The sequence below is a fragment of the Bacillus sp. FSL M8-0166 genome (assembly GCF_038008825.1).
Taxonomy (GTDB): Bacteria; Bacillota; Bacilli; order Bacillales; family Bacillaceae; genus Bacillus; species Bacillus safensis.
In genome coordinates, this window is sequence record NZ_JBBOZZ010000001.1 from 1,645,728 (window position 1) to 1,672,637 (window position 26,910).

Genomic DNA, 26,910 nt, shown 5'->3' on the forward strand with positions numbered 1-26,910 from the left:
GCTATTCACCCTCTTTTACTAATACAGGTTTTTCGTAGCTACCTTCTAGTTCACGCATTCTCGCCTTTACAGAAGCAGGCGGTTCAACTTTAGGTGCATTCGGATGAAGTAGCCATGATTTCACATAATGCGTATCTGATACTTTGAACATTGGCGGTTCTTGTTCGAAGTCAATTTTCATTGCATAATCGCTGCGGAGTGCAAATGCATCTCCTTTCGGCGGGTTTGTCAGATCTGGCGGTGTTCCTGGAATTGCAGTCAGCTTTCCTTCATCTCCGCCATCTGTGTCAAGGCTCGGCATTGATGCTAAAAGTCCCCATGTATACGGATGCTTTGGATTGTAGAAAATTTCATCGACAGTCCCTGTCTCCACAATCTGTCCTGCATACATAACAGCTACACGATCAGCGACATTGGCAACAACACCTAGATCATGCGTAATAAAGATAATCGAAGTATCGACCTTTTGCTGAATTTCTTTCATTAATTCTAAAATTTGTGCCTGAATTGTTACATCAAGTGCAGTCGTCGGCTCATCGGCAATCAACAGCTTGGGATCTGCTGCGAGCGCCATTGCGATGACAACCCTTTGCCTCATCCCGCCACTAAATTCATGCGGATATTGTTTAATTCTTTTTTCAGGCATTGGAATTCCAACAAGTTCCAATAGTTCAATGGCTCTTTTTTCAGCCGCTTCTTTTGAAATTTGTTCATGCTTGAAAAGCACTTCTGTAATTTGTTTCCCAACTTTCATCGTTGGATTCAAAGACGTCATCGGATCTTGGAAGATCATTGAGATGTCTTTTCCTCGAATGGTTTGCATTTGTTTCTCGGTTTTCTTGACAATATCTTGCCCATCAAACAGGATCTGTCCGCGCTTGAAATAACCCGGCGGCATCGGAATTAATCTCATGATGGCTTGTGATGTCACACTTTTACCAGAGCCAGATTCACCTACAATAGCAAGTGTCTCGCCTTTATTTAAGTGGAAGTTCACACCACGAATGGCTTGAACCTCTCCACCATATGTTTTAAATGAGATTGCAAGGTCTTTCACCTCTAGAATACGTTCACGTTCCATCCTAATCACTCCTTATTTACGCAACTTCGGATCTAAAGCGTCTCTTAGTCCGTCTCCAACCACGTTAAAACCAAACATTGTAATACAGATAAATGCGGCTGGGAACCATAATCTCCAAGGGTAGTACGTCATGGCCGGAATTCCGTCAGACGCCATTGTTCCCCAGCTCGCTAACGGAGCCGGTACTCCAAGCCCTAGATAGCTTAGGAATGCCTCTGTGAAGATAGCAGAAGGAATCGTTAATGTCATCGTCACAAGAATTGGTCCCATTGAGTTTGGAATTAAGTGTTTAAATAAAAGTCTAGATGTTTTCGCACCTAATGTTTGTGCTGCAAGAACGTACTCTTGACTCTTTAATTGTAAAACCTGTCCCCGAACAATACGTGCCATGTTAATCCAGCCTACGACTGTCATGGCGAGGATAATCGTTAATAATCCTTTTGGCAGAACAACCATCATTAAGATAACCATTAATAGTGTTGGAATTGCCCATAAAACGTCTGCGATACGCATCATGACTTCATCTGTACGTCCGCCTTTGAACGCAGCAATACTTCCCCAAATAATACCGATGATCACGTCAAGGACCGCTGCAGCAAGACCAATGAAGATCGAAATTCTTGCCCCGACCCATGTACGGACAAACATGTCACGTCCTAAATCATCTGTACCAAACCAGTGCTCTTTTGAAGGCGGCTGGTCAGCATTCAGCAAATCAGTCGTGGAGTAATCGTATTTAGAAAACACCGGAACAAAGATGGCAAGCATCACAATAATAAAAATGATTGAAAGCCCAACCATTGCAAGTTTATTGGCACGGAAGCGAAGCATAGCATCCTTCCATAAAGATAGACTAGGTTTAGAAATTTTTTCAGATTCTGCTGCGTCAGCTGTCGCAGGCACAAATAAATCTTTTTTCATCTCTTCCATGTGTTAGACCCCTTTCTTCGCCTTCGTCAGTTTAATTCTAGGATCGATAATACCGTAGAGGACGTCAACGACTAGAATACTGATTAATAGAATAATACTGTAGAAGACTGTGACACCCATGATGACGGTGTAATCACGGTTTGTAATGCTTGTGACAAAGTGAGAGCCTAAGCCAGGAATACCAAAAATCTTCTCAACGACAAAACTACCTGTTAAAACTGAAGCAGCCATTGGTCCCATGTATGTGATAACAGGTAACAATGCGTTTCGGATGGCGTGTTTGATCGTCACAGCAGATTTTGTTAATCCTTTCGCTCTAGCCGTTCTAATGTAGTCACTATTTAGTACTTCAAGCATACTTGACCGTGCAAGTCTAGCGATAAATGCCATTGGCATGAAGGAAAGTGCAATAGAAGGTAGTACGGTGCTGGCCCAAGACTCCCATCCTGCAACTGGGAAGATCGCTATAATGCTTGCCTCAGATGCAAATACATATTGTAGTAGCGCCGCTAAAATGAAACTTGGAACTGAAATTCCAAAGATCGTTAAAATGGCAATCGTATAGTCTTGCCACTTGTTATGATAGAGCGCTGCAAGGACCCCAAACAATACACCAAATGCTAATGCGAGGAGAATTGCCTCAATTCCGAGGGTAAAGGAAACGGGGAATCCAGAACTGATTAAGTCATTTACGGTTTGTCCTTTATATTTAAATGAGGGACCAAAATCTAATGTTGCAACTGAACCTAGGTAGTTTACATATTGAACAAATAAGGGCTTGTCCAATCCGTAGTGCTCGTTTAGGTTTGCTTCAATTTCAGCAGGAAGTTTCTTCTCACCAGAGAATGGACCACCAGGTGCTGCCTGCATGAGAAAGAAAGTTGCAGTTACAATAACAAACAGTGTGATTAAAATATATATTAATCGCTTACCGATATATTTAAGCAACGGAATTGCACCTCCATGATTTTACAACAATTTCTCTAATCAGCAAGAAAGGTATATGGAGAGACATCCTCCATATACCTTAAGATCCTTGCCGTAGATCTCTTACACTATTACTCTTACTTTTCGAAATGTGCCCATTTGTATTGAACATCACCTAGTCCAGATACAACTACACCTTTAAGTTTTGGATCTTGTACCCAAAGCTGAGTGTAGAAGTAAATTGGTGCTACAGGCATATCGTTGATGATGATTTCTTCTGCTTTTTTCAGCATTTCTTCACGCTTCGTTTTATCTGTTTCTTTTGCAGAATCATTCAACAATTGTTTGTACTCTTTGCTTTCCCATCCAGTGTCGTTGTTTCCACCGTCTTTATCTTTGTAAAGCTCAAGGAAGTTCACTGGATCGTTGAAGTCACCTAACCAGCCCATACGTCCGATTTGGTAGTCTCCGCTGTGGATTTTGTCGATGTATACGTTCCACTCAGAGTTATCAAGTTCAACTTTCACACCTAAATCTTTTTTCCACATTTCTTGAATTGCTTGTGCAATCTTTTGGTGGCCTTCATCTGTGTTGTAAGAAAGTTTCAATGTTGGAAGATCAGAAACAGACTTATAACCTAATTCTTTCGCACCTTTTTCAAGAAGTTTTTTAGCTGTATCTACATCGTGATCTTTGAAGTAGCCAGTTTTGTTATCAGTGAATCCTTCCATTGTTGGTGGAACGATTGCCATAGCTGGAACTTGTTCACCTTGCGTAATTTTGTCAACGATCGCTTGACGGTTGATTGAGTATGCAAGAGCCTTACGGATGTTTGCATTGTTTAAAGGTTTTACTTCTGTGTTGAATTTGTAGTTATAGATACCAGCGATCGTTTGGATTTTAAGACCGCCTTCTTTTTTCAATGTTTTTAAAGACTCAGTTGGAAGGCTTCCAGTTGGAGAACCAGCCCAGTCAAGCTCGCCTTTTTTGAACATGCTAAGCTCAGTGTTTGTATCTTTGATCATAGACATGTTGATTTTTTTCAATTTCACAGTATCTTTATCCCAGTATTCATTGTTCTTTTCAAGCGTGATAGAACCGCCATGTTTCCATTTAGAAAGAACGAATGGTCCGTTAGATACGTAGTTTTCACCAGCATTTGTGTACCAGTTTTTATTCTTTTCAGCCACTTTTTTGTTGACTGGCATATAAGTATAGAATGCAGTTAGTTCAGTAAAGAACGGTGTTGGGTTCTCTAGCTCAACTACAAGCGTTTTGTCGTCTTTAGCTTTAATGCCAACATCAGCAACTTTCGCTTTCCCTTTGTTTGCTGCTTCAGCACCTTTAATATAGTAAAGCTGGTAAGCATATTGAGATTCATTTTTAGGATCTAATGCCCATTTCCAAGCATATTCGAAATCTTTAGCTGTGACAGGGTCACCATTAGACCATTTTGCATCACGAAGTGTGAATGTGTATGTTTTACCATCAGCACTTGTTTTGATATCAGAAGCCATTGCATTTTCTGGCTTTCCTTCAGCGTTAATTCTTGTTAATCCCTCAAAAGTCTGACGGATGACACTACCTGAAGTTGAATCATTTGCCAATCCCGGATGTAGAGAAAAAGGCTCAGTGGAGATATTCACATTTAATGTTGTTTTAGCCTCTCCAGAACTGCTCGTGCTGTCGCCTGATTTGTTTCCGCTGAAACCACAAGCGCTTAATACAAGTGTGAAAATAAGCATTAAAGTAACAACAGACCAACGCTTTTTCAACTGTATTCCCCCTTATAATATGTTTTTAGTTCAAAGGTCTCGATAGAAGATGAGATTCAGATTTAAGAAATAGCGTAAAAAAGTCCCTGAATAGCTTACTTTCTATTTCTTTTGTTTTTTCTGAATTTTCACTATGTAAAGAGCCTAGCACAAACGTGTGAACAAATTCATTATAATGAATAGAATAATTTATTGCAATATCAATTTCATATATTTTTTAAAAACGTAAATGGGGATAAAGAGGGATTTTTATAAACTAAAGTCTCAATCACTTCAACAAATTAAAGCGTAAATTGATTAAAATAATTTAACAAATTCAGCAGGAATAATGTTTTATACATATAATTAATCATCCTTTTTTAAAAAATTCTGACAGATATTTGTTATTTTATCTAAAATTTTAAGTGTCAATAGGCATGATGAGAAGGTCACATAAGGGCTTCGTGACTTTTTCATGGTCATCCTTTATAATAGATAGACATATTGTTGCGATGAAAAAGAAGAGTACATATATTCACCATTTACAGAGAGTCTGCGGCCGGTGTGAGCAGATAATGGCATGTATGGAATGGGCTTTGGAGCAGCTAACCGAACACTTCTAAAAAGTGAGTAGGCTTAGACGGAGCAGTCTCCGTTATCAACGTCTTGAGTGATTTCTATGTGAAATAACAAGGGTGGTACCGCGGTTCATTCGTCCCTTTTCTGTTGAAAAGTGACGGGTGGGCCTTTTTATATTGAAGAAAAGAGGTTTTAGTATGACAAAGAAGACAATTTTTTCAGGCATTCAGCCGAGCGGTTCAGTCACATTAGGGAACTATATTGGAGCAATGAAGCAATTTGTCGATTTGCAGCATGACTATAATGGCTATTTTTGTGTTGTGGATCAGCATGCGATTACAGTGAGCCAGGACCGATTAGCTCTCCGCCAAAATATTAGAAGCTTAGCAGCTCTTTATTTAGCTGTTGGACTTGATCCAGAGAAGGCGACATTGTTTATCCAATCAGAGGTACCTGCTCACGCCCAGGCAGGATGGATGCTGCAATGTGTTGCTTATATTGGGGAATTAGAAAGAATGACCCAATTTAAGGACAAATCCGCTGGTAAGGAAGCCGTTGTTTCAGGCCTATTAACGTATCCCCCATTAATGGCTGGCGATATTTTATTATATGGTACTGATTTAGTCCCTGTTGGAGAAGACCAAAAGCAGCATCTTGAATTGACTAGAACGCTTGCTGAACGCTTTAACCGAAAATACAATGACATCTTCACTGTGCCTGAAGTGAAAATTCCAAAAGAAGGCGCTCGGATTATGTCTTTAACAGATCCAACGAAAAAAATGAGCAAATCCGATCCGAACCAAAAATCCTTCATTACCTTATTAGATGAACCAAAGCAGCTTGAAAAGAAAATTAAAAGTGCTGTGACGGATTCAGAAGGCATCGTCAAGTATGACAAAGAGAACAAGCCTGGTATTGCCAACTTGCTGACGATTTATTCTGTGTTAGGTAACATATCAATTGCAGAGCTTGAGCAAAAGTATGAAGGCAAAGGGTATGGTGAGTTTAAGGGAGATCTTGCGAACGTTGTCGTTGATGCTTTAAAACCAATTCAAGATCGTTACTATGAACTCATTGAATCAGACGAGCTTGACCGCATTCTAGACGAAGGTGCTGAAAAAGCAAACCGCGCAGCAAACAAAATGCTAAAAAAAATGGAGAATGCGATGGGTCTTGGCAGAAAACGCAAATAAAAAAAGCTTGCAGCGTGTCGTGCTGCAAGCTTTTTCTAATTTACTTTTGATTCGTTTTCCATTTCCCAAAGCTTTTCGAAAAATGGCTGTCCTTTAATCATTTTTTCACAGAAGGCTAAATGATTCTCTGACCACCCATCAATCGTTTCATTGTAAAGCATGTTCCAAATCTCTTCGAATGACATTCGTTTGATTTGGTTGTACATGCGCGGGTTCCATTCCGTATACCAATATGCAATTTCCGCCCTGTTTTGGAGCCCTTTTAATTGATCGAGCGCCATAAACATCAGCTGCTTCAGCTGTCTTTCTTTTCTCGTTAATCCGCTGATATGCTGCGGCGGCAGTGATAGAATGTGATACTCCTTCGTCGATTCAAGGCTGCCCTTAGAGAATTCATATTCCTCTGCCTTCACATCTTTCACCATTTCATAGACCAATTGCTCCTGCCTTGGGATCAAGCGGCTTTTTCTCACAGGTATGGAATACCCAATCGTATCCACAGCAATGATTCGAATGCCGTCTGTGACCACAAAGCAATACTCTAATTTACGGCGTTCATGATTTTTCCGAATATATGATTTCTCAAATACAGACTCTAGCAGCGTCTTCGGCAGCTCTGAAAGATCATTTTCTATGTAATCAAACAAAGGACTCTGCACCTTAAGTAAAGGCACTTGATCTAACAGCTCAACGCTGTCCTCCTTGCGCCACTCATGAAAATGACACACATTGTAGCCATTTTCTTCCCCTTCAAACCAATTCACCCATACGTCATGAAGAAATAACATAACCAATCCCTCACTTTATAAAAACTGTTGTCCACAGTATGGGCAAGGGATAGAGAAATTATTCCAACTTTATCAAAACTTCAAGCTGAGCGAATGATGGCTTCATGTTTATTTCAATCAGGAAACGGAGAGCCCACGCAGAGCCCCTTTAAACTTCACTTCAGTTTTTTAGGATCAAGCGCATCTCTCAGCCCATCTCCTAAAAAATTAAAACATAAAACAGTCAGCAAAATGAGTAAACCTGGGAAAAGCGGGTACCACCATGCTTGCACCATAATCGAGAAATTTTGTGCATCTTGCAGCATGTTGCCCCAGCTTGCCGTTGGCGGCTGAATACCAAATCCAAGGTAGCTGAGCGTTGATTCAGCTAAAATGACGGAGCCTACTTTTAATGTAGCCGACACAATAATAGGACCGATACAGTTCGGTAAAATATGCGAAAAGATGATGACATGATTTTTCGTTCCAATGGTTCTCGCCGCGAGTACGAATTCTCTTGTTCGAAGTGATAAGAATTCACTGCGGATCAGTCTGGCGGTTGTTGTCCAGCCGGTCAAAGCAAAGATTAAAATCAATTTATCAATGCCCGGCTTGAAAATGGTGACGAGTGTGATCAATAGAAAAATGTCTGGAATCGACAACACGACATCCACAAACCTCATTAACAAGGAATCAACAAATCCTTTGAAATACCCCGCGACCGCGCCAACGACAGTGCCAATGGTGATTGCACCGACCACTGAGACGAAACCGACCAATAAAGAGACCCGCGCGCCATATAGCACCCTTGAGAAAATATCGCGGCCAAACTTGTCAGTGCCCATAAAATGCTCAGCACTTGGCGGCTGGAGCCGCTTCAATAAATCTTGCTGCTCTGGTGTATATGGAGCGATCACTGGAGCGAAAATAGCTGAAAAGATAATGACCAATAAGATCACGGAGCCGGCAACCGCCAATTTATTTTTGAAGAATTTCTCGCAAAATAAACGCAGCATCGTCTCTGGCTTTGGCGGAAGGCCCTCCTTTAATTTGATATCAACAGGAGGTGTTCCCATATTAGGCTGTGCCAATTGTGCTTCAGCTCCCTTCTAATATTCAATACGCGGATCAACGATTGCATATAAAATATCCGCTATTAAATTTCCAACCACCACGAGCACTGCGGAAATAACGGTCATAGCCATAATGACCGGATAATCTCTCGAAAAGGCAGAATCAATGAACAGCTTTCCAAGTCCAGGCCAGGTGAAGATTTGTTCCACCACGACTGCGCCGCCAATAAAGGATGGTATCATTAATCCGAAAATCGTTATGACAGGCATGAGACCGTTTCTTAAACCATGCTTAAAAATGACTTTGTTTTCTCTAAAACCTTTCGCTCTTGCTGTGCGGATATAATCCTGCCTCATGACATCAAGCATACTCGACCTTGTGTACCGGGTCAGCCCTGCCATATCAGCAGTTGCTAAAACAAAGGCAGGTAAAATGATGTGATGGAGCCGGTCAAACACATTAAAATCGGCATTCAAGGTAGAGACTCCGCCAGTTGGAAACCACCCTAAGTTCACGGATAAAACCATAATGAGGATGAGACCAAACCAAAAGTTTGGAATAGCCAGTCCGATAAAAGATGTAACCGTAATGCCATAGTCAAGCTTTGTATACGGACGTTTTGCTGAAAGAACACCAAATGGGATGGCGATCAGCAGGGCAACCAATGTAGAAAAGATCATGAGGATGAGGGTATTTGGCAGCCGGGCAAAAATTAAATCAGCCACGGGCGTTCCCTTTTTGACAATGGATGTGCCAAAGTCACCTTGAAGCATATTGCCAAGCCATTTCATATATTGCACATATTCAGGATCGTTCAAGCCGTACTTATCAATAAAGGCTTCCCGGTCTGCCGCACTAATGGTAGGGTCCATCATGAGTGACATTGGATCGCCTGGTGCTGCTTTCATAATGGCAAAGGACAAAATGGTAATCCCTAATAAAATGGGAATGGAGAGTAATGTCCTTCTAATGATATATGTAACCATATGCACAACTCCTTTTTCATCGGATCGCCATTCTGTGAAAAAAAGGCCAAAATGATATTATTTTAGCCCTTTGTCTGCTTTTCAGCGTGATATGAAAACCCTTGAATTCTCGTGCTGATGCGGAGCGAACGAAATGATCTTTTTAGCACCCGCAGAGAACTGACACCGAATGCAAGGGATTGTTCTCACGGTGAAAGGGGAGAATCCTCCCCTTCTTCACTATCAGCCTACTGTTCAAGCCACCATTTTTCGATTTTGTAATACTCATCTTTCGGGTGGTAAGAGTAGCCTTGGAGATTAGATGGCATAGCGCGATGTGAGTTGGCATAGTAAAGGAACGTATACGGCTGATCCTCTGCGATCAGTTTATAAATTTTTTCATATGCCTTTGAATAATCTTTTCGATCGCTTAAGTTTTTAGCATCGACTAACAGCTTATCGACCTCTTTATTTTTATACCAGATGTTATTTAAGCCTTTTTCAGACTGGCTTGAGTGGAATATGCTGAATTGATCAGGGAATGTTGCAAGGCTCCATCCGAGCAGCAGCGCATCATAATCCCACTTAGGCGGTGTCGTCTGCTCAATGAGTGCACTGAATTCCACAATTTGCGGCTTCGCTTCCACACCGATTTCTTTGAGCTGCTGCTGGACAACGACAGCGATATCTTCACGAACTTTATTTCCTTGGTTGGTCTTTATGACAAAGGAGAATTTCTTGCCATCCTTATCAAGATAGCCGTCTCCATCTGTATCCTCCCAGCCCTCTTCTTTCAGCATCTTTTTCGCTTTTTCTTGATCAAATTCAAACACTGGAACACTTTCATCCTTTGGATAGTTCCAGGACAGCGGACTTTCTGGAATGTTGGCTACTTTGCCGTCTCCATCTAGCACTTGGTCAACAATCGTTTGACGATCAATGGCATGTGTCAGCGCTTGGCGGACCTTTTTACTTTTAAAGAGTTCATTTTTCTGGTTCCAGCCAATGTATGAATAATTGAGTCCTAGATCAGATTCAATTTTAATGTTGCTCACTTTTTCAGCTGTTTGCAGCTCGGATCCTGGTACAGCAAAGAAATCAATATCTCCTGCTGACAGCTGAGCAATCGCTGCATTCTGATCAGGAATGGTTTTAATTGTGACAGTATCAAGGTAAGGACGTCCATCCCAATAATCGTCAAAGGCTTCTAGTTTGACGTAGTCTCCTTCTTTCCATTCTGCGAATTTAAATGGACCTGAACCGATTGGTTTTTTTCGGTTAAATTCGTTTTCACCGAGATCTTTTATAGGCACATCACCTAAAATATGCTTAGGTAAAATACCGTAGCTTCCTAGTGTGACATTATAAAAATAAGGATCTTTTTTATTGAGCTTGAATTCGATCGAGTAGTCCCCTGTCTTTTTAACAGACTCTAAAACTTCAAAGCCTGATCCGCGCTCCCCGTTGTAGTCCTTATTGATTGGAATGCTGTATGTAAACACAACATCATCAGCAGTCAGTTCTTCACCATCATGAAACTTCACACCTTTTTTAATGGTGACATCAAACTGCTTGCCTTCATCAGATTCTTTAATATCCTCTGCCAGCGATAGCTGAGGGTTGAGCTTTCCGTCTGTTTGAAGTAAAAAGCTGTAGATTCTTTCCTCAATATCAGAGCTTGCCACATCTGTAGAGTACAGCGAGTTAAATAATGTTGGCTCTGCAATTGAGCCGATGACAAGATCGCCGCCTTGTACAGGTTTACCAGTGGATTTCTTTTCACTGTCTCCAGACGTTTTATTTCCACCAGAACAAGCAGCAAGGGTTAATGTAAAAATCAGCAGTAAACTGACCAAAATGGACTTTCTATTTCTACCTTTCATAGACAATTCCCCCTATCTTTTTTTAAAAATAATGACCGAATCTTGTTTCATCCCCCCTCTCAAAGATGAGATCATACAAGCTGGATCAAGCGTTGTAGAGGTGGCAGGCAACAAAGTGGTTCGTTTTTAATTCCTGAAATGCTGGTACTTTTTCTTTACAGATTTCTTTCGCGTGCGGGCATCTTGTGTGAAATACGCAGCCTTTTGGCGGATTTGCAGGACTCGGCAGATCGCCTTGGAGCATAATGCGTTCTCTTTTCGTCTGCCCTTTTTTACGGGTGACAGGAACGGAAGAAAGCAGAGCCAGTGTATACGGATGGAGCGGGTCATCGTACAGACTATGCTTATCGGCAAGCTCCATCATTTTGCCGAGATACATGACGCCGACTCTATCACTAATATGCCTGACCACACTTAAATCGTGAGAGATAAATAGATAGGTAAGATCAAATTCCTCCTGAAGCTCCTCCATCAGATTAATGACCTGCGCCTGAATGGATACATCAAGTGCTGATACAGGCTCATCTGCGATGATCATGTCAGGATTCATAGCAAGCGCACGAGCGATGCCGATTCGCTGCCTCTGCCCGCCTGAAAATTCATGGGGATAGCGGTTCGCAAAGCTTGGATGAAGACCTACCTTTGATAAAAGCTGTTCTACTTTTTCATTTCTTTCTTTTAAGGAATATAAGTGATGTGTTTTGTAGGGTTCTTTGATGATGCTTCGAAGTGTTTTTCTAGGGTTGAGTGATGCAAAGGGATCTTGAAAAACCATTTGGATGTTTTTTCGTGTAGATTGTCTTAGCTTTGATTCTGATACGCGCGAGATGTCTTGCCCTTTAAAAAAGATTTGACCGTCAGTTGGTTCATATAGGCGGATCATTGTCCGGCCTAATGTGGATTTACCGCATCCTGACTCCCCAACAATACCTAACGTCTCACCTTTATAAATCTTCAAGTCTATGCCGTCAACAGCTTTCACTGCACCGACTTTCTTCTGAAAGACGCCCGCTTTAATCGGAAAATGTTTTCGAATCTGTTTCAGTTCAAGAATCGTTTCTTTCTCTGGTAATTCCGTTATTTGTGATTGATTTTGAGCAAGGGTCATGTTTGGTCTGCCTCCTCATATAAGAAACATCTGACGCTTCTGCCATTTTCAAATGTTCTCAGCTTAGGCAGTTCTCCCAGGCAGCGTTCCTTCACTTGCGGACATCTAGGAGCAAAGCGGCATCCGGCTGGAAGCTGATCTGGCGCAGGAACATTCCCTTTGATCGCTGTTAACGGCTGTATGTCTCCGTCAATGACAGGAATCGATTCAAGCAGCCCTTCTGTGTAAGGATGAAGCGGCTGTTCAAACAACTCTTCGACAGTCCCATTTTCAACAACCTGTCCGCAGTACATGACAATCACACGATCTGCAACTTCAGACACGACACCTAAATCATGTGTGATAAGAAGAATAGATGTACCAAAGGTAGAGCATAAATCTTTCATTAATGTGAGTACCTGGGCTTGAATGGTTACATCTAAGGCAGTTGTCGGTTCATCTGCAATGAGAAGCTTCGGATCACAGCTTAGCGCAATGGCAATCATCACTCTTTGCCGCATGCCGCCTGATAAACGATGCGGATAATCTTTCATGATTTGCTCCGGGCGGGAAAAACCAACAAGCTTCAGCAGATCAACCGCTTTTTTGACCGCTTCTTTTTTTGAAAGTTTTTTGTGATAGATGAGGATTTCTGTTATTTGTTCTCCGATGGTTAAGACGGGATTAAGTGAGGTCATGGGTTCCTGAAAGATCATAGATACATCATTTCCACGGATGCTGCATAATTCCTTTTCACTATATGTAACAAGGTCCTTTCCATCAAGTTTGATGGAACCGTCCATAATTTTCCCACCCGTTCCATGAATCAAACCCATAATGGATAAGGACGTAATGCTTTTGCCAGACCCAGACTCACCGACTAATGCGACAGTTTCTCCTCTGTTGATGCTGAAATCAACGCCATCAACAGCAGGTATTGGTTCCTTTTTTCGAAAAAAATAAGTTTTTAAGTTTTGCACTTCAAGCAGCGTGCTCATTCATTCGCCCCTTTCTCCATAGATCAATAGAATTGAACCTGAATATTCCGTCTTTTTAAAATAAAAAGAATTATTTGTATATTATTACATCGTTATGACGAAATCAAGAAGTATTTAGTAAATTTGTAATATGTCTTTTTTTATGTGAATTATTCACTTTGTGATTCTATCGCCTTTAAAAAGGTTTCTGCCGGCTCTGCAATCATAGACTCCTCGCTGATTCGGTGCTCATTGAAATACTTTTTCACGATATAAAACCCAGTGGCGTAACCAAGCATTTTAGGGTAGTTCCCTTTTCCATAAAGAAGATTCTGTATCAGCCTTTCGTCGTCCTGGACTTTTTGATCTAGATGACCAGATACCCATTTCTTGTACATGCGCTGAAGCTGAGCTTCGCTATAGAAGGTGGTCCATTTCGCTGTATAGCTTTCTCCATATCTATGATACACAGCATATTCAGCGAGCCCCTCCATCATGATTGTATCGAGGAATGTAAAGTCTTTTTCTTCTTTTGAGAGAAAATGCAGCCTGCATACATGGTGATATTCATGAGTCAGCAATGTACCGATTCGCTCCTTCGGGGTATTTGGAGACAAAAAAAGAAAGACCTTGTCATCAAATGCCATGCCGGATTGATAATAAAATTGCTCTCTGATTTCTCTGCTGCTCTCGTTGACAGGTAAAATAAACACAGGAATGTCAGGGCCTTTCCACTGCTTTTGAAGCGTTTGGTATTCTTTCATGACAAGCTTGAAGTACCCTTTTTCCTTGAGCTTGTCGATCATGTTTTTGCACGAACTCCAAGACCGAACCATCCCATGATGCTGCAGGTGAGCGAGGATAGACGACCATTCTTTTTCCTCGGCCCCTTTAAAATAAGGAACAAAGCGCGCCGCAAGCTCCTGAAATGATGATGATTGATGAATGAGATATTGTGTATTGATCAGACCCATACCGCTGAACACCTCCATTTTCATCATATGCAAAAAAGCGGCGATCTGTTTATCGATCGCCGCTTTCTCAGGAAGTATTACGCTTCGTATTTTTTGAAAATAATTGTCGCATTATGCCCGCCAAAACCAAGTGAGTTACTTAAAGCAACTTGCACTTCTTTTGAACGTGCTTCATTTGCTACATAATCAAGATCACATTCTTCATCCGGTGTTTCAAGGTTAATGGTTGGAGGAATGACGCTGTCTTTAATCGCAAGAATAGAGAAAATGGCTTCTACTCCGCCTGCTGCGCCAAGTAAGTGACCTGTCATTGATTTTGTCGAACTGATTGCAAGCTGGTTCGCATGCTCTCCGAACACTTCTTTAATCGCCATTGTTTCAAATTTATCATTGTAAGGTGTGCTTGTACCGTGGGCATTGATATAATCAATGTCTTCCACAGACAAACCTGCATCTCGAATCGCTTCTTGCATTGCACGGACGCCGCCTTCACCATTTGGAGCTGGCGCTGTAATATGGTAGGCATCACCAGTTGAACCATAACCAACGATTTCTGCATAAATGGTCGCACCACGTTTTAACGCATGCTCAAGTTCTTCAAGAACAATAATCCCTGCACCCTCACCCATGACAAATCCGTCACGGTTTTTGTCGAATGGACGGCTTGCTGTCTCTGGATCAGGATTTGTCGAAAGGGCTTTGTTCGCACAGAAGCCTGCAAACGACATTTTTGTTAACGGCGCTTCTGTTCCGCCTGTGATCATCGCATCTGCATCTCCGCGCTGAATAACTTTAAATGCATCACCAATTGAGTTTGTACCTGTTGCACATGCTGTCACTGTACAAGAGTTAACCCCTTTTGCGCCAAGTGCAATAGAGATTTGGCCTGTCGCCATATCAGGAATCATCATTGGGACGAAGAATGGACTTACGCGTCTTGCCCCTTTATTTGAATACACTTCGAACTGCTCTTCAAATGTTTCAAGTCCGCCAATACCAGACCCAACCCATACACCAACACGCGGTGCGATTTCATCTGTGATTTCAAGACGTGAATCTTCCAGCGCCTTTTGAGCAGCAACGACTGCATATTGCGTAAAGCGCGCCATTTTTCGCGCTTCTTTTTTCTCCATGTAATCTTCAATGTTAAAATCTTTTAGTTCTGCAGCTACTTTTGCGGTATATTCACTTGAATCGACACGTGTGATCGGCCCAACCCCTGATACACCCGCTAAAGCATTTTTCCATGTTGACTCTACATCGTTGCCAAGTGGTGTCAAAGCACCTAATCCTGTAACAACTACTCGTTTCTTATCCATTAATTTGTGCACCCCACTCTTTTATCGGCCCCATCGCATAGCGATTGCGCCCCAAGTTAATCCGCCACCAAAACCAACCATTACAATCACATCGCCGTCATGAATTTTTCCGGCTTCGATTTCTTCACATAGTGAAATTGGAATAGAAGCTGCTGATGTGTTTCCATATTTATGGACAGTCTTCGACATTTTTTCAACTGGCAGCTCTAAGCGTTCGCGTGCTGCTTCCATAATGCGAATATTTGCTTGATGCGGGATCAAGAAATCAACGTCTTCTTTTGATAGTCCAGCTTTTTCAATGACGTTTACACTTGACTCGCCCATTTGTCTTACAGCAAATTTAAATACTTCTCGTCCATTCATGATTGTATGATCTTTTTCATCTAAGTACAAGTGCTTCCCGCCGCTTCCATCTGCTCCAAGTTCAAATGATAGAATTCCTTTGCCTTCGCTGACTTCTCCCAGCACAGCAGCTCCAGCTCCATCTCCAAACAAAACAGCTGTATTGCGGTCATCCCAGTCGGTAATGCGAGAAAGCTTTTCTACACCGACGACAAGCACGTGTTTGAAAGTTCCTGATTCGATAAATTGTTTTCCAGTAACAAGCCCATACATAAAGCCAGCACACGCAGCGCTAATATCCATTGCACATGCTTTATGTGCACCGAGCTGCTCTTGAATCATACAAGCAACTGTCGGAAATGCTTGATCTGGCGTGACTGTCGCCACAAGAATCATATCGATATCTTCTGCAGCCACATCTGCGTCAGCTAATGCTTTTTTTGCAGCAGCAAGCGCCATATGAGATGTATTGACATCATCAGATGCAATTCTTCTTTCTTCTATACCTGTTCTAGTACGAATCCACTCGTCAGAAGTTTCAACCATTTTTTCTAAATCATGATTTGTTAATACTTTTTCAGGTATATAGCGGCCAAGGCCAATAATTCCAGCATTCATTGAATAAGACTCCTTTTACTCATACGAGCATGTGATATTGTGATCTTATATTAGTATCTGGTACTAATTTTACCTTATTTTTTTCTTCTTGGCAATACAAACGTCTAACCTTTCCTCTCACTTTTTTCATAGATTAATGATATATACCAATAGTAGAAAGGAACATGTGATATGGCGCAAAAAGATATTTTCTCAGCAATGATGTTTGGACAGCCGATTGAAAAGGAGAAAAGTAAGACAGAGGCAAAGGAGGAACGTGCGGAGACATCTTCAAGTGATGACTCGATTGACTACATGCATGTCATGAATCAAATTGGAAACATTATGAACTCCATCGATGAGCTGAAGCCTGTGTTTAAAGATGTTGGGCCTATGATTAGTGCTTTTAAGAAAAAATTATCATAAAAAAAAGCCACTATTCTGTGGCTTTTTCTGATTCTGCATCTGCTTTTCCAAGCTCGTATGCTTCCTGCATGACAGATGTAAATAATGTTAGAAGCGGCTGTAGTGCTTCAGGCTCAAGCTGAATCCCTGCTTTATCTAACTCTTCCTTCGCCTGCGGAAAATACTTCATGGCAATTTGTAAAAATTCCATCGATTTTTCGTGCTGCATGTCGTCGTCTCCTCACTTTTCATTTGGCAGTTTGCCTGTTTTTTTGTAAGACGCAATATCACTTTCAATCTCTTTCACAAAAGCGTCGTCTATGGTGGAGCTAAATTTCCCCATTTCGATCACTCCTTCTTTAAAATCAAAGGAGTACTCACCTTGTTCATTTAGCTTGCCTTCATTAAACTTCTTTGCAATGATACTGTACGCTTTATCAACATGCTGTACAGTGCTCGTTAAAACCGTATGGCTGCCGAGGTTGGATTGATCGGTGACATACCCGATCGCTGATAAATTATCGGCTTTGATTTGTTCAATGACAGGGATATTATAACCATCACCTGCTGGATACACAACATCTACGCCCTGCTTTTTTAATTTTTGATAGAGCTCCACCGCTTTGTCAGCATCATCCCAGTTTTCAACAAACTCCGCTAACACTTGTACATGTTCATCTTGATATTTTGCCCCTTTGATAAAGCCGTCTACTTCACTTTGCCAATCATATGTAGCAAGAATACCAATCTTTTTTGTTTTTGACATATGTGCAGCTGTCATGCCTCCGAAAAAGCCCATTGCTTCACCTTTAAACGTCACGTTTGTGACATTGTCCGCCTGAGGCTTGTTTCCATTGACCGTAATAAATTGTATGTTTGGATAATCTTCACTGATCAAGTTGAAAATTTCACTGTATTCATTGCCATGGCCAATAATCAAATTGACTCCTTTTTTATGGAATTCTTCAATGGCATCAACGATTTTCTCCTTGTCGACCATTCCTTCCTTATAATAAACATCTACACCAAATGTTGATTGGATACTTAATAAGCCTTTATAACCTTTCGTTCCCCAAACTTGATCATTAATCGTATCGGGGACGAGTAAACCCACCTTCTCAATTTTTCCTTTTAAAGGAGCCTGCGAGCAGGCAGATAATAGAAGAAGGAACGAAAAGATCATGACAAGCCGCTGGTACTTCATGCCATGTTCAACTCCCTTTTGCAACATGCAGTGATGAACCTGTATGTTAAATATAGGTTTATTTTATACTGAAAAAAGATAAGATGGAAGATCATTCTTGCTTTTTGTCGAAAAATGTTGAGTTTTGTCTTTTCCATTCAGCAATCATGTCTTCTGCTTGTTTGTCATCTGTTTGGCTTTCTACCTTCAATTCATACGTCATGTCCTGTCTTTGTTCTGTGTCCGATGCCCATTGTAACAAGTCCTTTGCCACATCTTCTACAAAAAGTGAATCAGCACGCTTTGTTTGATCTTCATTGAGTGTCCATGGTCCGAACATGCGAGGAAGAATAACTGCCGGCACATGCTGTTTCGCTGATTCGTTTTCAGGTTTTTCATAAAGAATCCGGTACATGCCATTCTTTGCTTTGAGTTCTTCCTTCCTGTTATACGGTTCCTCTGATTGAATAAAAATGAGGTCATACGTGTCTTTGCTATCCTGAAGGTCAATGACTCGAACGAGATCATTTCTGCCCAGCCACATCATCCGCTCTTCTAACAGTCCCTTTTGTTCTTCTTTAAGATCATGAGGACGCGTGATATCCACTTGAATGCCCTCTTTCATCATATATTCACAAAGTGTCAGGCCAAAAAACTCATCTGCCCCTATGATCAGTCCTGTTTCCATGTTCATGTCCCCTTTTTTATATCGAATAAAAAGAAGAGCCCTTTCTATGAAGGGCTGTTATCATCCTATTCATCACAATTCTCTTTCATGCGATTTATAAAACTTGTGAATGGATTGAAAGATTCTTCTCGGATGATCAAACATATGCAGCGTGAGATCGATCTGACAATGTTCTGGATTTTTCATATGCTGATCAATAAAAGGCTTTGCGTGAAGTTCATATGCATAAGGTGCGCCGTTTAGTCTTTGCCATATATGAATCGGTACATGAGCAGAATGAACAGGGCAAGAAGGCAGTGGATACGTTTCAGCTTCCTTTTCAGAACAGCCATAGCTCTCTGCTAACTCTTTGATCAGCTGCTTATAAAAGAATTTGTGTTCTTTTTCTCTTTCTCGTTGTGCAGAGAGATGCAGACATGGATTCACCATCGCAATGGACCTTAGCACTTCAGGCATCTCCTCAGCAAGGCTCATGGCAACAAGTGCGCCCATTCCCTCTGCGAGCACATGGATTTCCCGGTTTAATATTTCGTGTTTTAGTGTGTGATGCACGAGCTGCTTAGCACTAAAAACAGCATCTTCGCATCCCCAGTGATTCCCATGAAGATGACTATTAAACAATGTATATCCTTCATCCTTTAAGGCAGTTAAAAGCTGGTTTCTTCCATAATGCTGAAGCCAGAATGATGTATTTTCCTGCACAAAGTGATTTCGGTCACCGAGGATTAGAATGCCAAAGCCATTTGGTTTTTGAGGAAGGTGAATGATGTTCCACTGGGAACCAAGCTGGAAAAAACGTTCGCTTACACCCATATGGCCAGCCTCCTTTCAGTGATTCTGCTTTCTATGATATGATCAACAACTCTTGTAGGAATAAGGAAATCCCCTAAAGACAGAAGAATTCTTTTTATTTTTATAGCAGAAGGTCTCAAAATGGTCACATAAAGGCGGAAAACAGTCTTTTCCCTTCACTTGCATCTATGGTATGATAATCAATAGATTGTTACATAAAGGACGGTGGGATTATGCATTATATTATCACCCTCATTTGGACTTTTCTGCTGACACATATGGCTGGTTACATCGTTGCCTCTATGAATGGAGCTGCTTATGATTTTACGCTCACTTCCATTCTTGCAGTTGTGTTTACGGTTATTTTATTCATCTTTGCTGAAGTAAGTCCAATGAAAGAAACGGAAAGTTCAACAAAACACTCTTAATATGCAAGAAACGATGTGCGAAAAAGAGCTAAATGATGTTTAGCTCTTTTTTCTTTTTTTCAGCTTGATTGAAAAGCGGCACGCTAAAACCCCCTGCCTTCAACATACAGGGGGTTTTTATCGTTTACACTTCGACGGTTTCGGACTTCTGTTTGTCCCCTGTCAAATGGCTTTTCGCAAGCCCTGTAAACAGGAAGATCGCGATACCTGATAAAATTTCAAGGATTCCTCCGCCGGCAATGACAGGTCCCGCTCCAAATCTTTCTGCGAGGACGCCTGATACGACAGCTGCAAGCGGGAGAAAGACATTTGATGACGCATTGATCACAGCATATACTTGCGGCTGATCCTCTTGGTCAACAGACGTTTGAATAATGACCATTTCCGGTACATTGATCGCACTGACAGCAGCTCCAAAAATAAAGGAAGCAAGCAGAACGACCGGCAGCCATGTACTCATCCCTGTAATAAAGAACGCAGCCCCTTCAATCATGCCAGCGACAATAAAGAACAAACCAAATCTCTTAATTTTCACCTTTGCCAGAGCAAAGCCCATCATAAACGCGCCAACTGCGGCAACGCCTCTTAAAATAGAATACACCATGGAGTCGCTTTGCAGCGCTTCTGCTACGTATACCGCTGATAGTGCCTGCCACGGAGCTGCTGCAACATTCATTAAGATACAATACAGCGTGAGCGCAAATAAAATGTGATGGTTTTTGACAACGAGAAAACCTCTTTTTAAGTTATACAAATATGTATTCTTCGCTTGTTTAATGCCCGCTGCTTTTTCTTCATCGGTTTTCTTTAGTTTGACCCCGATAATAAACAGACCAGAAATCACAAATAAAGCAGTGGTGATCAGCAGAGTATCTGCAGGTCCAATTAATTTAACCAAAAGACCTGCCACCATGACTGCTGCAAGTGCAACAATCTCAAAAGAAGATTGCAGGATTGCATTTGCTTTTTGAATGAGATGCTTTGGAACAATCTGCGGTAAGATCGCCACAGAAGCTGGATTATAAGCTGCACCTGTTGCCGATTGAATAACCATTAATGAAATCAATAACCATAGAGGCAATAGATGCGAAAAGTGCAGAAGTGGAATAATGAGTACAATTGTTGCTCGAACAACATCTGAAGCGAACATCCATTTAGACAAATGGTGCTTTTTCATAAGAGGTCCTAATATTGGGGCTAACAATGATGAAGGGAGAACAGTTACTGCTAGAAGAAGTCCTGTACCAAGCGCTCCATCCCCTCTTAAAATCAATAGCCAAAGGACGGATGTAAAAGCAAAACTTTCTCCTGTGTTTTTAATGAGTCTTGATATGAATAATGAGGTGAAGCGTTTATTCCAAACACTTTCACTGAGATTCATCTTTTCCATCACACAAATCCTTTCAACAATATATTACATATTTTACCTTAAGTTCTCCTTTTTTCATACTATTTATTTGAAAATTTGAACTTAATTGTTTTTTATTATAAAGAAAAAAGAGGCATGACACATGCCTCTAAAGTCTTATTCATGCTGACTCTTAGTCAATTGCTTACGGCTTTCTTTGGTAGGTCCAAACACGATTATGGTTCGAGTTATCAGGAAAGACGTCGCCTGCTTTAAGCTTAATCTTTAAAGGATCTTTCACCATACTTCCAGTTTCGCCGATCTCGATATACACACCATTATTCGGTGCTTTATTCCCTGATTTAAACTGATGCTTCTGACCCATTTTCATCCTCCTTTCTCGATTGATGTTATTATGTCCCGTCCCGTGCATCTCCAATCCTTTATGCAAAAAGTCCCTGCTCATACGAGTCAGGAACACTTGGATTTATTTGGATGGTTGATACATCAGTTCTTTCATTAACGCTTTTTGCACATGCAGGCGGTTTTCTGCCTGTTGAAATACTTTTGAGTTCGGCCCGTCAATAATATCTGCCGTCACTTCTTCACCGCGATGTGCCGGGAGACAATGAAGAAAAATATAGTCCTTTGCTGCATGACTCATCAGTTCGTCATTGACTTGATATTCTTTAAATTCAGCAAGACGTTTCTCTGTTTCTGCTTCCTGTCCCATGCTTGTAAACACATCTGAATAAATAACATCTGCATCTTGTACAGCTGCAACAGGATCTGTCGTCACGGTCACTTCTGCGCCTGATTGTTTCGCAAACTCACGGGCAGTGTCTGTTACTTCTTGAAGTGGTTCATAGCCTTTTGGTGATGCAACCGCAATGTCACAGCCTAGCTGCGCACAGCCGACCATCAAGGAGTGCGCCACGTTATTTCCGTCACCGATATAGGCCACTTTGATTCCTTTTAAAGTACCTTTTGTTTCTTTAATGGTTAATAAATCAGCAAGTGCCTGACATGGATGTGAGTAGTCAGTTAATCCATTAATGACTGGAATAGACGCGTATTGTGCAAGCTCTTCAACCTTCTCATGCTCAAAGGTTCGAATCATAATGCCGTCTACATAACCAGACAACACCTGCGCTGTATCACTGATGGTTTCACCTCTGCCAATTTGCAAATCATTTGAGCTGAGGAAGAGCGCATGTCCTCCTAGCTGAGTCATCCCCGCTTCAAACGAGACGCGGGTTCTAGTCGAAGATTTTTCAAAGATCATCGCTAACGTTTTCCCTTTGAATAAATCTTGATATGGGTTTTGTTTCATCTCTTCTGCTTTTTCAATTAAATAAGCAATCTCATGGATTGAGAAATCTTTTAACGATAAAAAGTCTTTTCCGTATAATGCCGGTTGCACGTCAACTTGACTCATGCCGTCACTTCCTTTTTATATAATTCATGGAGCGATACTGGTGATACATCTCCATTTTTCCCTTGCAGGAATGCTTGAACAGTTTCATATTCGGTTAGGACTTGAACGCCGTGTGTGAGTGCTTTTACACGCTGCTCTTTTGCCTCTTCATCTTCTCCTAAATGAATATGAAGGGATTTATCCTCATTCTGCAGCCAGGATTCGAAGCTGCCAGTCCAGACGTCAAAGCCTGCATGCTTCGCTTCATCTATCAATTGCTCGCTGCCTTGTATAAAGAGGCTTCCTTTTTGCTTCCAGATCGGCGCAAACACTTTTTTCAAGGCGCTTTCGGCGTTCTTGCCTACACACATTCCTTCTCCTGTCGCTTTCATTTCAGGTGTCAGCTTGAGGTCGATATCTTGAATGGCATGTGATGAGAACACTGGGAATTTGACCGCTGTCCCCCCTTTGTTTTTCGTTGCAGGGTTTAGTTCTTCAAGCGACGCACCAGCTAATAATTGAGTGGCCATTGGGATCATATCAATGCCCATTACCTTACTGACGACTGGTACAGTCCGGCTTGCCCGCGGATTCACCTCTAATACAAGCGCTTGGTCTCCTTTGATGACAAATTGGATATTCATAATGCCCTTGAACGATAATTTCTTCGCTATTTGTTCAGACGCGGTATGCACCTGCTGCTTGATATCCTCGCTGATAGAGACACTTGGTAAAATGGCAAAGCTGTCACCTGAGTGCACGCCCGCTTTCTCAATATGTTCTACGATCGTTGGAATGAACGCCTTTTTTCCGTCAGAAATAAGATCGACTTCAATTTCTTTTCCAGTGACGTACTCATCAATTAAGATTGGGTATGGCAAATGATCTGGCTGATCAAGCAGTGATACTAAATGTGCTTCTGACTGAACAACGATCATTCCCATTCCGCCAATGACATACGATGGGCGAATTAATACAGGATAACCGATGCTTTTCGCATGTACGAGTGCTTCTTCTTTTGAATGAGCCGTATCTCCTTTTGCGTGAGGAAGATTCAGTTCATCAAGAAGCTGATAGAATAAATCACGGTCTTCAAGTGCATCCAGCGTATCAAAGGACGTACCTAACAACGTGACGCCGGCTTTTTCCAAGCCTTCTGCGACATTGATCGCAGTCTGTCCGCCAAATTGGACAATGACGAAATCAATTTGTTCTGCTTCCACAACGTTTAAAATGTGCTCTAATGTAATCGGCTCAAAATATAAACGATCTGCAATCTCATAATCAGTACTTACTGTTTCTGGATTGTTGTTCATCATGATGGTTTCAAATCCAAGTTTTTGCAAGGTAAGAACGCCATGAACAGCGCTGTAATCAAACTCGACCCCCTGCCCGATTCGAATTGGGCCGGAGCCAATGATGAGTGCACGCTGCTTTGTTTTTTCTTGATGCTCACCATCGCTTTTGCCAAAGTAGGTTGAATAGAAGTAATTCGTTTTTGCATCAAATTCAGCCGCACATGTGTCAACAATTTTAAATGAAGCAGCAATGCCGTATTCTTGACGAAGCTGCCTGATTGACTCTTCCGTGTGACCCGTAAAGAGAGCAATCGTTTCATCAAGGAAACCCTTTTCTTTTACCTTTTTCAAGGTATCTTTTGATAGTGTCCCTTTATGATCTTTCAATTCTTGTTCGAGCGTGATCATATTCTGGAACACATGTAAGAAGAATCGATCGATTTTCGTCGTTTGATGAATCGTTTCAACCGTTTCTTGTCTTGAAAGAAGCTCCATTACAGCGAAAAACCGGCGATCGTCTGGTGTTTTGATGAGTTCAAATAATTGTTCTGTCGATTGCTCTTTCAGTTCTGGCAGGTGGAAGCCCTTCGTTTTAATTTCAAGTGATGCAACTGCTTTTTGGATGGCTGACTCTAAATTCCGATCAATCGCCATGACTTCGCCAGTCGCCTTCATTTTTGTGCCTAATTTACGGTCTGCCTGTTTAAATTTATCAAACGGCCAGCGCGGGAATTTCACGACAACATAATCTAGTGCCGGCTCAAAACTAGCATAGGTTGTACCTGTGAGCGGGTTTTTCAATTCGTCTAGTGTATAACCCACCGCAAGCTTAGCTGCCATTTTCGCAATCGGATAGCCTGTTGCTTTAGATGCAAGAGCGGAAGAACGGCTGACCCGAGGATTCACCTCAATGACAAAGTATTCTTTACTGAGTGGATCAAGAGCAAATTGGATGTTGCAGCCCCCGACTACATCCAGCGCTGAAATGATTTTCAGGCTCGCTGAACGGAGCATTTGATAATCCTGATCCGTTAATGTTTGGGAAGGTGCAACGACAATCGAGTCTCCTGTATGCACACCAACTGGATCGATATTTTCCATGTTGCATACCGTGATACACGTATTTTGACGGTCTCTCATGACCTCATATTCGACTTCTTTAAAGCCAGCTATGCTTTTTTCAACTAAACACTGGTGAATCGGACTCGCTAAAAGTGCTCCTTCAATGAGCGGCTTAAACGCCTCTTCTGTTAGAGCGATTCCGCCGCCTTTACCGCCAAGTGTGTATGCTGGTCTTAGGATGACTGGGAAGCCGACTTCTTTTGCAAATTGAAGAGCATCTTCCGCATTATCCACAATTTCACTATCTGGCACAGGTTCGTTCAGATGCTTCATGAGAGCACGGAATTTCTCTCGATCTTCACCGTTTTCAATTGTTTCAACTGACGTTCCGAGCAGGGTCACCCCATGCTTTTTCAGCACACCGGCTTTTTCTAGCTCGACAGCAAGGTTTAAAGCTGTCTGTCCGCCAAGGTTGGCTAAAAGACCATCTGGTTTTTCCTTTTCAATAATTCTTGTCACTGAATCAACTGAAAGCGGTTCAAAATAGATTTCATCAGCAAATGACTCGTCTGTCATAATGGTTGCTGGGTTATTATTCACTAAGATGACTTTGTAGCCTTCTTCTTTTAAGGCCATACATCCTTGTGTTCCTGAGTAATCAAATTCTGCTGCCTGACCAATGATGATTGGACCAGACCCGATGACTAGAATGGTTTGTATGCTTTGATCTTTAGGCATGTGCGACTTCTCTCCTTGCTTGTTTCACTTTCTCAATAAAATCATCGAATACCCATTCACTTTCAGCAGGCCCTGGGTGTGCTTCTGGATGAAATTGCACTGACATAATCAGCTTTTCTTTATGAATGAATCCTTCTACAGATCCATCATTGACATGAAGGAATTTCACGTCCACTTCTTTGTCATTCATGCTTTTTTCATTCACAACATAGCTATGGTTCTGACTTGTCATAAAGACACGTTTGGATTCTGTATCCTGTACAGGATGATTTGCTCCCCGGTGGCCAAATGGCAGCTTATACGTATCCCCGCCAAGTGCTAGAGCAATTAATTGGTGACCTAGGCAGATTCCAAGCGTCGGAAATGTCATCATGATGTCATGAATTGTTTTTAAATACGGTGTCATGGTTTTCGGGTCTCCAGGTCCGTTTGACAGCAGGATCGCATCCGGCTTAATCTCAAACGCCTTTTCCATTTGTTTATATGGAATGACGGTTACTTTACAGCCGCGCGCTGCAAGCGAATCTGCAATTGATTTTTTAAAGCCAAAATCAATGAGCGCCACATGTTCCTCACCGCTGCCTTGTGTGTAAATCTCGGTATCTGCCACCTGTGCGACCACATTGTCTTGTTTCATTGCAGGCGGCGTTTCGTTTTCGTCTACACTGAGCACAGCGTTCATCGTTCCATTTGCCCGGATGTTTTGCACGACTGCGCGCGTATCTGTATGTGTCAGAAGCGGAATATTCCACTTTTGTAAATAATCTTTTAAGCTGACCGCTGCAAGATGATGTGAAAAATGCTCTGCTGCCTCGTAAACAACCACCGCTTTTACTTGAGGCTTTTTGCTCTCAAAGTCTTCATGATTGATGCCGTAATTTCCGATCAGCGGATATGTGAAAACAATGATCTGACCTTTATAGGAAGGATCTGTGAGTACCTCTTGATAACCTGTCATACCTGTAAAAAAGACCACTTCACCTGTGATGCCAGCTTCTCCTGTCAGATCTCCTTCAAAAGAGGCTCCATCTTCTAAATTTAAATAACCTTTCATGCTTATGTCACCCCAAAATTGAATAATTAATGATACAAATGCATTTTT

The 26,910-nt window shown here is 41.6% G+C and carries 25 protein-coding genes and 1 other annotated feature; of the genes, 3 read left to right on the forward strand and 22 right to left on the reverse strand.

The window, feature by feature from the left end; all coding sequences use genetic code 11:
- Nucleotide 1: 1 nt before the first annotated feature.
- The 4 genes from NSS92_RS08795 to NSS92_RS08810 form a co-directional block, all read right to left on the reverse strand.
- On the reverse strand, nt 2-1,081 hold the full coding sequence (locus NSS92_RS08795; RefSeq protein WP_024425042.1) for an ABC transporter ATP-binding protein: 1,080 nt from the start codon (nt 1,079-1,081) through the stop codon (nt 2-4).
- 12 nt (nt 1,082-1,093) lie between these two features.
- Nucleotides 1,094-2,011 (reverse strand): ABC transporter permease, encoded by a 918-nt coding sequence (locus NSS92_RS08800; protein WP_267586014.1) that lies wholly within the window; start codon nt 2,009-2,011, stop codon nt 1,094-1,096.
- Nucleotides 2,012-2,014: 3 nt separating this feature from the next.
- The gene (locus tag NSS92_RS08805) at nt 2,015-2,959 is read right to left on the reverse strand and encodes an ABC transporter permease (RefSeq protein ID WP_024425044.1); all 945 of its coding nucleotides are present in this window, start codon (nt 2,957-2,959) and stop codon (nt 2,015-2,017) included.
- Nucleotides 2,960-3,075: 116 nt separating this feature from the next.
- Nucleotides 3,076-4,713: a peptide ABC transporter substrate-binding protein gene (locus NSS92_RS08810; protein ID WP_249857052.1), complete on the reverse strand. Its 1,638-nt coding sequence runs from the start codon at nt 4,711-4,713 to the stop codon at nt 3,076-3,078.
- A 482-nt stretch (nt 4,714-5,195) separates the two neighbouring features.
- Nucleotides 5,196-5,415 (forward strand) — a binding site (T-box leader).
- Between the two features lie 53 nt (nt 5,416-5,468).
- Between NSS92_RS08810 and trpS the strand changes: the two genes are divergently transcribed.
- Nucleotides 5,469-6,464 (forward strand): tryptophan--tRNA ligase, encoded by a 996-nt coding sequence (trpS, locus tag NSS92_RS08815; RefSeq protein WP_024425046.1) that lies wholly within the window; start codon nt 5,469-5,471, stop codon nt 6,462-6,464.
- 35 nt (nt 6,465-6,499) lie between these two features.
- Here trpS and NSS92_RS08820 read toward each other — a convergent pair whose 3' ends face one another.
- The 9 genes from NSS92_RS08820 to NSS92_RS08860 all read right to left on the reverse strand — a co-directional run bounded on the left by NSS92_RS08820 (nt 6,500) and on the right by NSS92_RS08860 (nt 16,470).
- Entirely contained in the window at nt 6,500-7,252 is a 753-nt protein-coding gene (locus NSS92_RS08820; protein ID WP_073979845.1) for a YjbA family protein, read from the reverse strand.
- Nucleotides 7,253-7,407: 155 nt separating this feature from the next.
- Complete coding sequence (gene opp4C / locus NSS92_RS08825; protein ID WP_203129960.1) at nt 7,408-8,307, reverse strand: oligopeptide ABC transporter permease; 900 nt, start codon at nt 8,305-8,307, stop codon at nt 7,408-7,410.
- Nucleotides 8,308-8,340: 33 nt separating this feature from the next.
- Entirely contained in the window at nt 8,341-9,291 is a 951-nt protein-coding gene (locus NSS92_RS08830) for an ABC transporter permease (RefSeq protein WP_034621771.1), read from the reverse strand.
- A 227-nt stretch (nt 9,292-9,518) separates the two neighbouring features.
- Nucleotides 9,519-11,153 (reverse strand): peptide-binding protein, encoded by a 1,635-nt coding sequence (locus NSS92_RS08835; RefSeq protein WP_340867355.1) that lies wholly within the window; start codon nt 11,151-11,153, stop codon nt 9,519-9,521.
- A gap of 85 nt (nt 11,154-11,238) precedes the next feature.
- Complete coding sequence (locus NSS92_RS08840) at nt 11,239-12,261, reverse strand: ABC transporter ATP-binding protein (RefSeq protein WP_340867356.1); 1,023 nt, start codon at nt 12,259-12,261, stop codon at nt 11,239-11,241.
- Nucleotides 12,258-13,238 carry an ABC transporter ATP-binding protein gene (locus NSS92_RS08845; protein WP_142944501.1) on the reverse strand — a complete coding sequence of 327 codons (981 nt, stop codon included), beginning with the start codon at nt 13,236-13,238 and terminating at the stop codon, nt 12,258-12,260. Before NSS92_RS08845 ends, NSS92_RS08840 begins: the two co-directional genes overlap by 4 nt.
- A gap of 149 nt (nt 13,239-13,387) precedes the next feature.
- Complete coding sequence (locus NSS92_RS08850) at nt 13,388-14,191, reverse strand: DUF2268 domain-containing protein (protein WP_340867357.1); 804 nt, start codon at nt 14,189-14,191, stop codon at nt 13,388-13,390.
- Between the two features lie 77 nt (nt 14,192-14,268).
- Nucleotides 14,269-15,510, reverse strand: coding sequence for a beta-ketoacyl-ACP synthase II (gene fabF, locus NSS92_RS08855; RefSeq protein ID WP_267586009.1), 1,242 nt, complete (start codon nt 15,508-15,510; stop codon nt 14,269-14,271).
- Nucleotides 15,511-15,531: 21 nt separating this feature from the next.
- On the reverse strand, nt 15,532-16,470 hold the full coding sequence (locus NSS92_RS08860; protein WP_267586008.1) for a beta-ketoacyl-ACP synthase III: 939 nt from the start codon (nt 16,468-16,470) through the stop codon (nt 15,532-15,534).
- A gap of 171 nt (nt 16,471-16,641) precedes the next feature.
- On the opposite strand from NSS92_RS08860, the gene NSS92_RS08865 reads away from it, so the two are divergent.
- Nucleotides 16,642-16,875 (forward strand): hypothetical protein, encoded by a 234-nt coding sequence (locus NSS92_RS08865; protein WP_142944498.1) that lies wholly within the window; start codon nt 16,642-16,644, stop codon nt 16,873-16,875.
- 10 nt (nt 16,876-16,885) lie between these two features.
- Here NSS92_RS08865 and NSS92_RS08870 read toward each other — a convergent pair whose 3' ends face one another.
- From NSS92_RS08870 to NSS92_RS08885, 4 genes are all read right to left on the reverse strand, one after another.
- Nucleotides 16,886-17,083, reverse strand: coding sequence for a ComZ family protein (locus tag NSS92_RS08870; protein WP_024425054.1), 198 nt, complete (start codon nt 17,081-17,083; stop codon nt 16,886-16,888).
- Nucleotides 17,084-17,095: 12 nt separating this feature from the next.
- Nucleotides 17,096-18,058: a BMP family ABC transporter substrate-binding protein gene (locus NSS92_RS08875; RefSeq protein ID WP_267586007.1), complete on the reverse strand. Its 963-nt coding sequence runs from the start codon at nt 18,056-18,058 to the stop codon at nt 17,096-17,098.
- Nucleotides 18,059-18,149: 91 nt separating this feature from the next.
- The gene (locus tag NSS92_RS08880) at nt 18,150-18,725 is read right to left on the reverse strand and encodes a nad binding enzyme (protein ID WP_267586006.1); all 576 of its coding nucleotides are present in this window, start codon (nt 18,723-18,725) and stop codon (nt 18,150-18,152) included.
- A gap of 72 nt (nt 18,726-18,797) precedes the next feature.
- Nucleotides 18,798-19,538, reverse strand: coding sequence for a hypothetical protein (locus tag NSS92_RS08885; protein ID WP_142944495.1), 741 nt, complete (start codon nt 19,536-19,538; stop codon nt 18,798-18,800).
- Between the two features lie 212 nt (nt 19,539-19,750).
- Between NSS92_RS08885 and NSS92_RS08890 the strand changes: the two genes are divergently transcribed.
- Nucleotides 19,751-19,945 (forward strand): YjzD family protein, encoded by a 195-nt coding sequence (locus NSS92_RS08890; RefSeq protein WP_003211779.1) that lies wholly within the window; start codon nt 19,751-19,753, stop codon nt 19,943-19,945.
- 124 nt (nt 19,946-20,069) lie between these two features.
- Here NSS92_RS08890 and NSS92_RS08895 read toward each other — a convergent pair whose 3' ends face one another.
- The 5 genes from NSS92_RS08895 to NSS92_RS08915 all read right to left on the reverse strand — a co-directional run bounded on the left by NSS92_RS08895 (nt 20,070) and on the right by NSS92_RS08915 (nt 26,862).
- Nucleotides 20,070-21,335, reverse strand: a complete 1,266-nt coding sequence (locus NSS92_RS08895; RefSeq protein ID WP_267586005.1) for an MFS transporter — start codon at nt 21,333-21,335, stop codon at nt 20,070-20,072.
- 163 nt (nt 21,336-21,498) lie between these two features.
- Nucleotides 21,499-21,678, reverse strand: a complete 180-nt coding sequence (locus NSS92_RS08900; protein ID WP_041110112.1) for a YjzC family protein — start codon at nt 21,676-21,678, stop codon at nt 21,499-21,501.
- A gap of 102 nt (nt 21,679-21,780) precedes the next feature.
- Nucleotides 21,781-22,731, reverse strand: a complete 951-nt coding sequence (gene argF / locus NSS92_RS08905) for an ornithine carbamoyltransferase (protein ID WP_340867358.1) — start codon at nt 22,729-22,731, stop codon at nt 21,781-21,783.
- A complete protein-coding gene (locus NSS92_RS08910) occupies nt 22,728-25,808 on the reverse strand; it encodes a carbamoyl phosphate synthase large subunit (protein ID WP_340867359.1) in 3,081 nt (1,026 codons plus the stop codon). The genes argF and NSS92_RS08910 overlap by 4 nt, the downstream gene beginning before the upstream one ends.
- Nucleotides 25,801-26,862, reverse strand: a complete 1,062-nt coding sequence (locus NSS92_RS08915; RefSeq protein WP_340867360.1) for a carbamoyl phosphate synthase small subunit — start codon at nt 26,860-26,862, stop codon at nt 25,801-25,803. Before NSS92_RS08915 ends, NSS92_RS08910 begins: the two co-directional genes overlap by 8 nt.
- Nucleotides 26,863-26,910 lie beyond the last annotated feature (48 nt).

Bases quoted from the DNA above. Each gene is read 5' to 3' on its own strand.
- NSS92_RS08860 (WP_267586008.1), bottom strand. From the start codon at position 16,470: ATGAATGCTGGAATTATTGGCCTTGGCCGCTATATACCTGAAAAAGTA.
- NSS92_RS08850 (WP_340867357.1), bottom strand. From the start codon at position 14,191: ATGGGTCTGATCAATACACAATATCTCATTCATCAATCATCATCATTT.
- NSS92_RS08800 (WP_267586014.1), bottom strand. From the start codon at position 2,011: ATGGAAGAGATGAAAAAAGATTTATTTGTGCCTGCGACAGCTGACGCA.
- trpS (WP_024425046.1), top strand. From the start codon at position 5,469: ATGACAAAGAAGACAATTTTTTCAGGCATTCAGCCGAGCGGTTCAGTC.
- NSS92_RS08840 (WP_340867356.1), bottom strand. From the start codon at position 12,261: ATGACCCTTGCTCAAAATCAATCACAAATAACGGAATTACCAGAGAAA.
- NSS92_RS08895 (WP_267586005.1), bottom strand. From the start codon at position 21,335: ATGGAAAAGATGAATCTCAGTGAAAGTGTTTGGAATAAACGCTTCACC.
- NSS92_RS08900 (WP_041110112.1), bottom strand. From the start codon at position 21,678: ATGGGTCAGAAGCATCAGTTTAAATCAGGGAATAAAGCACCGAATAAT.
- fabF (WP_267586009.1), bottom strand. From the start codon at position 15,510: ATGGATAAGAAACGAGTAGTTGTTACAGGATTAGGTGCTTTGACACCA.
- NSS92_RS08835 (WP_340867355.1), bottom strand. From the start codon at position 11,153: ATGAAAGGTAGAAATAGAAAGTCCATTTTGGTCAGTTTACTGCTGATT.
- NSS92_RS08875 (WP_267586007.1), bottom strand. From the start codon at position 18,058: ATGAAGTACCAGCGGCTTGTCATGATCTTTTCGTTCCTTCTTCTATTA.
- NSS92_RS08870 (WP_024425054.1), bottom strand. From the start codon at position 17,083: ATGCAGCACGAAAAATCGATGGAATTTTTACAAATTGCCATGAAGTAT.
- NSS92_RS08845 (WP_142944501.1), bottom strand. From the start codon at position 13,238: ATGAGCACGCTGCTTGAAGTGCAAAACTTAAAAACTTATTTTTTTCGA.
- argF (WP_340867358.1), bottom strand. From the start codon at position 22,731: ATGAGTCAAGTTGACGTGCAACCGGCATTATACGGAAAAGACTTTTTA.
- NSS92_RS08880 (WP_267586006.1), bottom strand. From the start codon at position 18,725: ATGGAAACAGGACTGATCATAGGGGCAGATGAGTTTTTTGGCCTGACA.
- opp4C (WP_203129960.1), bottom strand. From the start codon at position 8,307: ATGGGAACACCTCCTGTTGATATCAAATTAAAGGAGGGCCTTCCGCCA.
- NSS92_RS08885 (WP_142944495.1), bottom strand. From the start codon at position 19,538: ATGGGTGTAAGCGAACGTTTTTTCCAGCTTGGTTCCCAGTGGAACATC.
- NSS92_RS08820 (WP_073979845.1), bottom strand. From the start codon at position 7,252: ATGTTATTTCTTCATGACGTATGGGTGAATTGGTTTGAAGGGGAAGAA.
- NSS92_RS08830 (WP_034621771.1), bottom strand. From the start codon at position 9,291: ATGGTTACATATATCATTAGAAGGACATTACTCTCCATTCCCATTTTA.
- NSS92_RS08890 (WP_003211779.1), top strand. From the start codon at position 19,751: ATGCATTATATTATCACCCTCATTTGGACTTTTCTGCTGACACATATG.
- NSS92_RS08865 (WP_142944498.1), top strand. From the start codon at position 16,642: ATGGCGCAAAAAGATATTTTCTCAGCAATGATGTTTGGACAGCCGATT.
- NSS92_RS08910 (WP_340867359.1), bottom strand. From the start codon at position 25,808: ATGCCTAAAGATCAAAGCATACAAACCATTCTAGTCATCGGGTCTGGT.
- NSS92_RS08915 (WP_340867360.1), bottom strand. From the start codon at position 26,862: ATGAAAGGTTATTTAAATTTAGAAGATGGAGCCTCTTTTGAAGGAGAT.
- NSS92_RS08795 (WP_024425042.1), bottom strand. From the start codon at position 1,081: ATGGAACGTGAACGTATTCTAGAGGTGAAAGACCTTGCAATCTCATTT.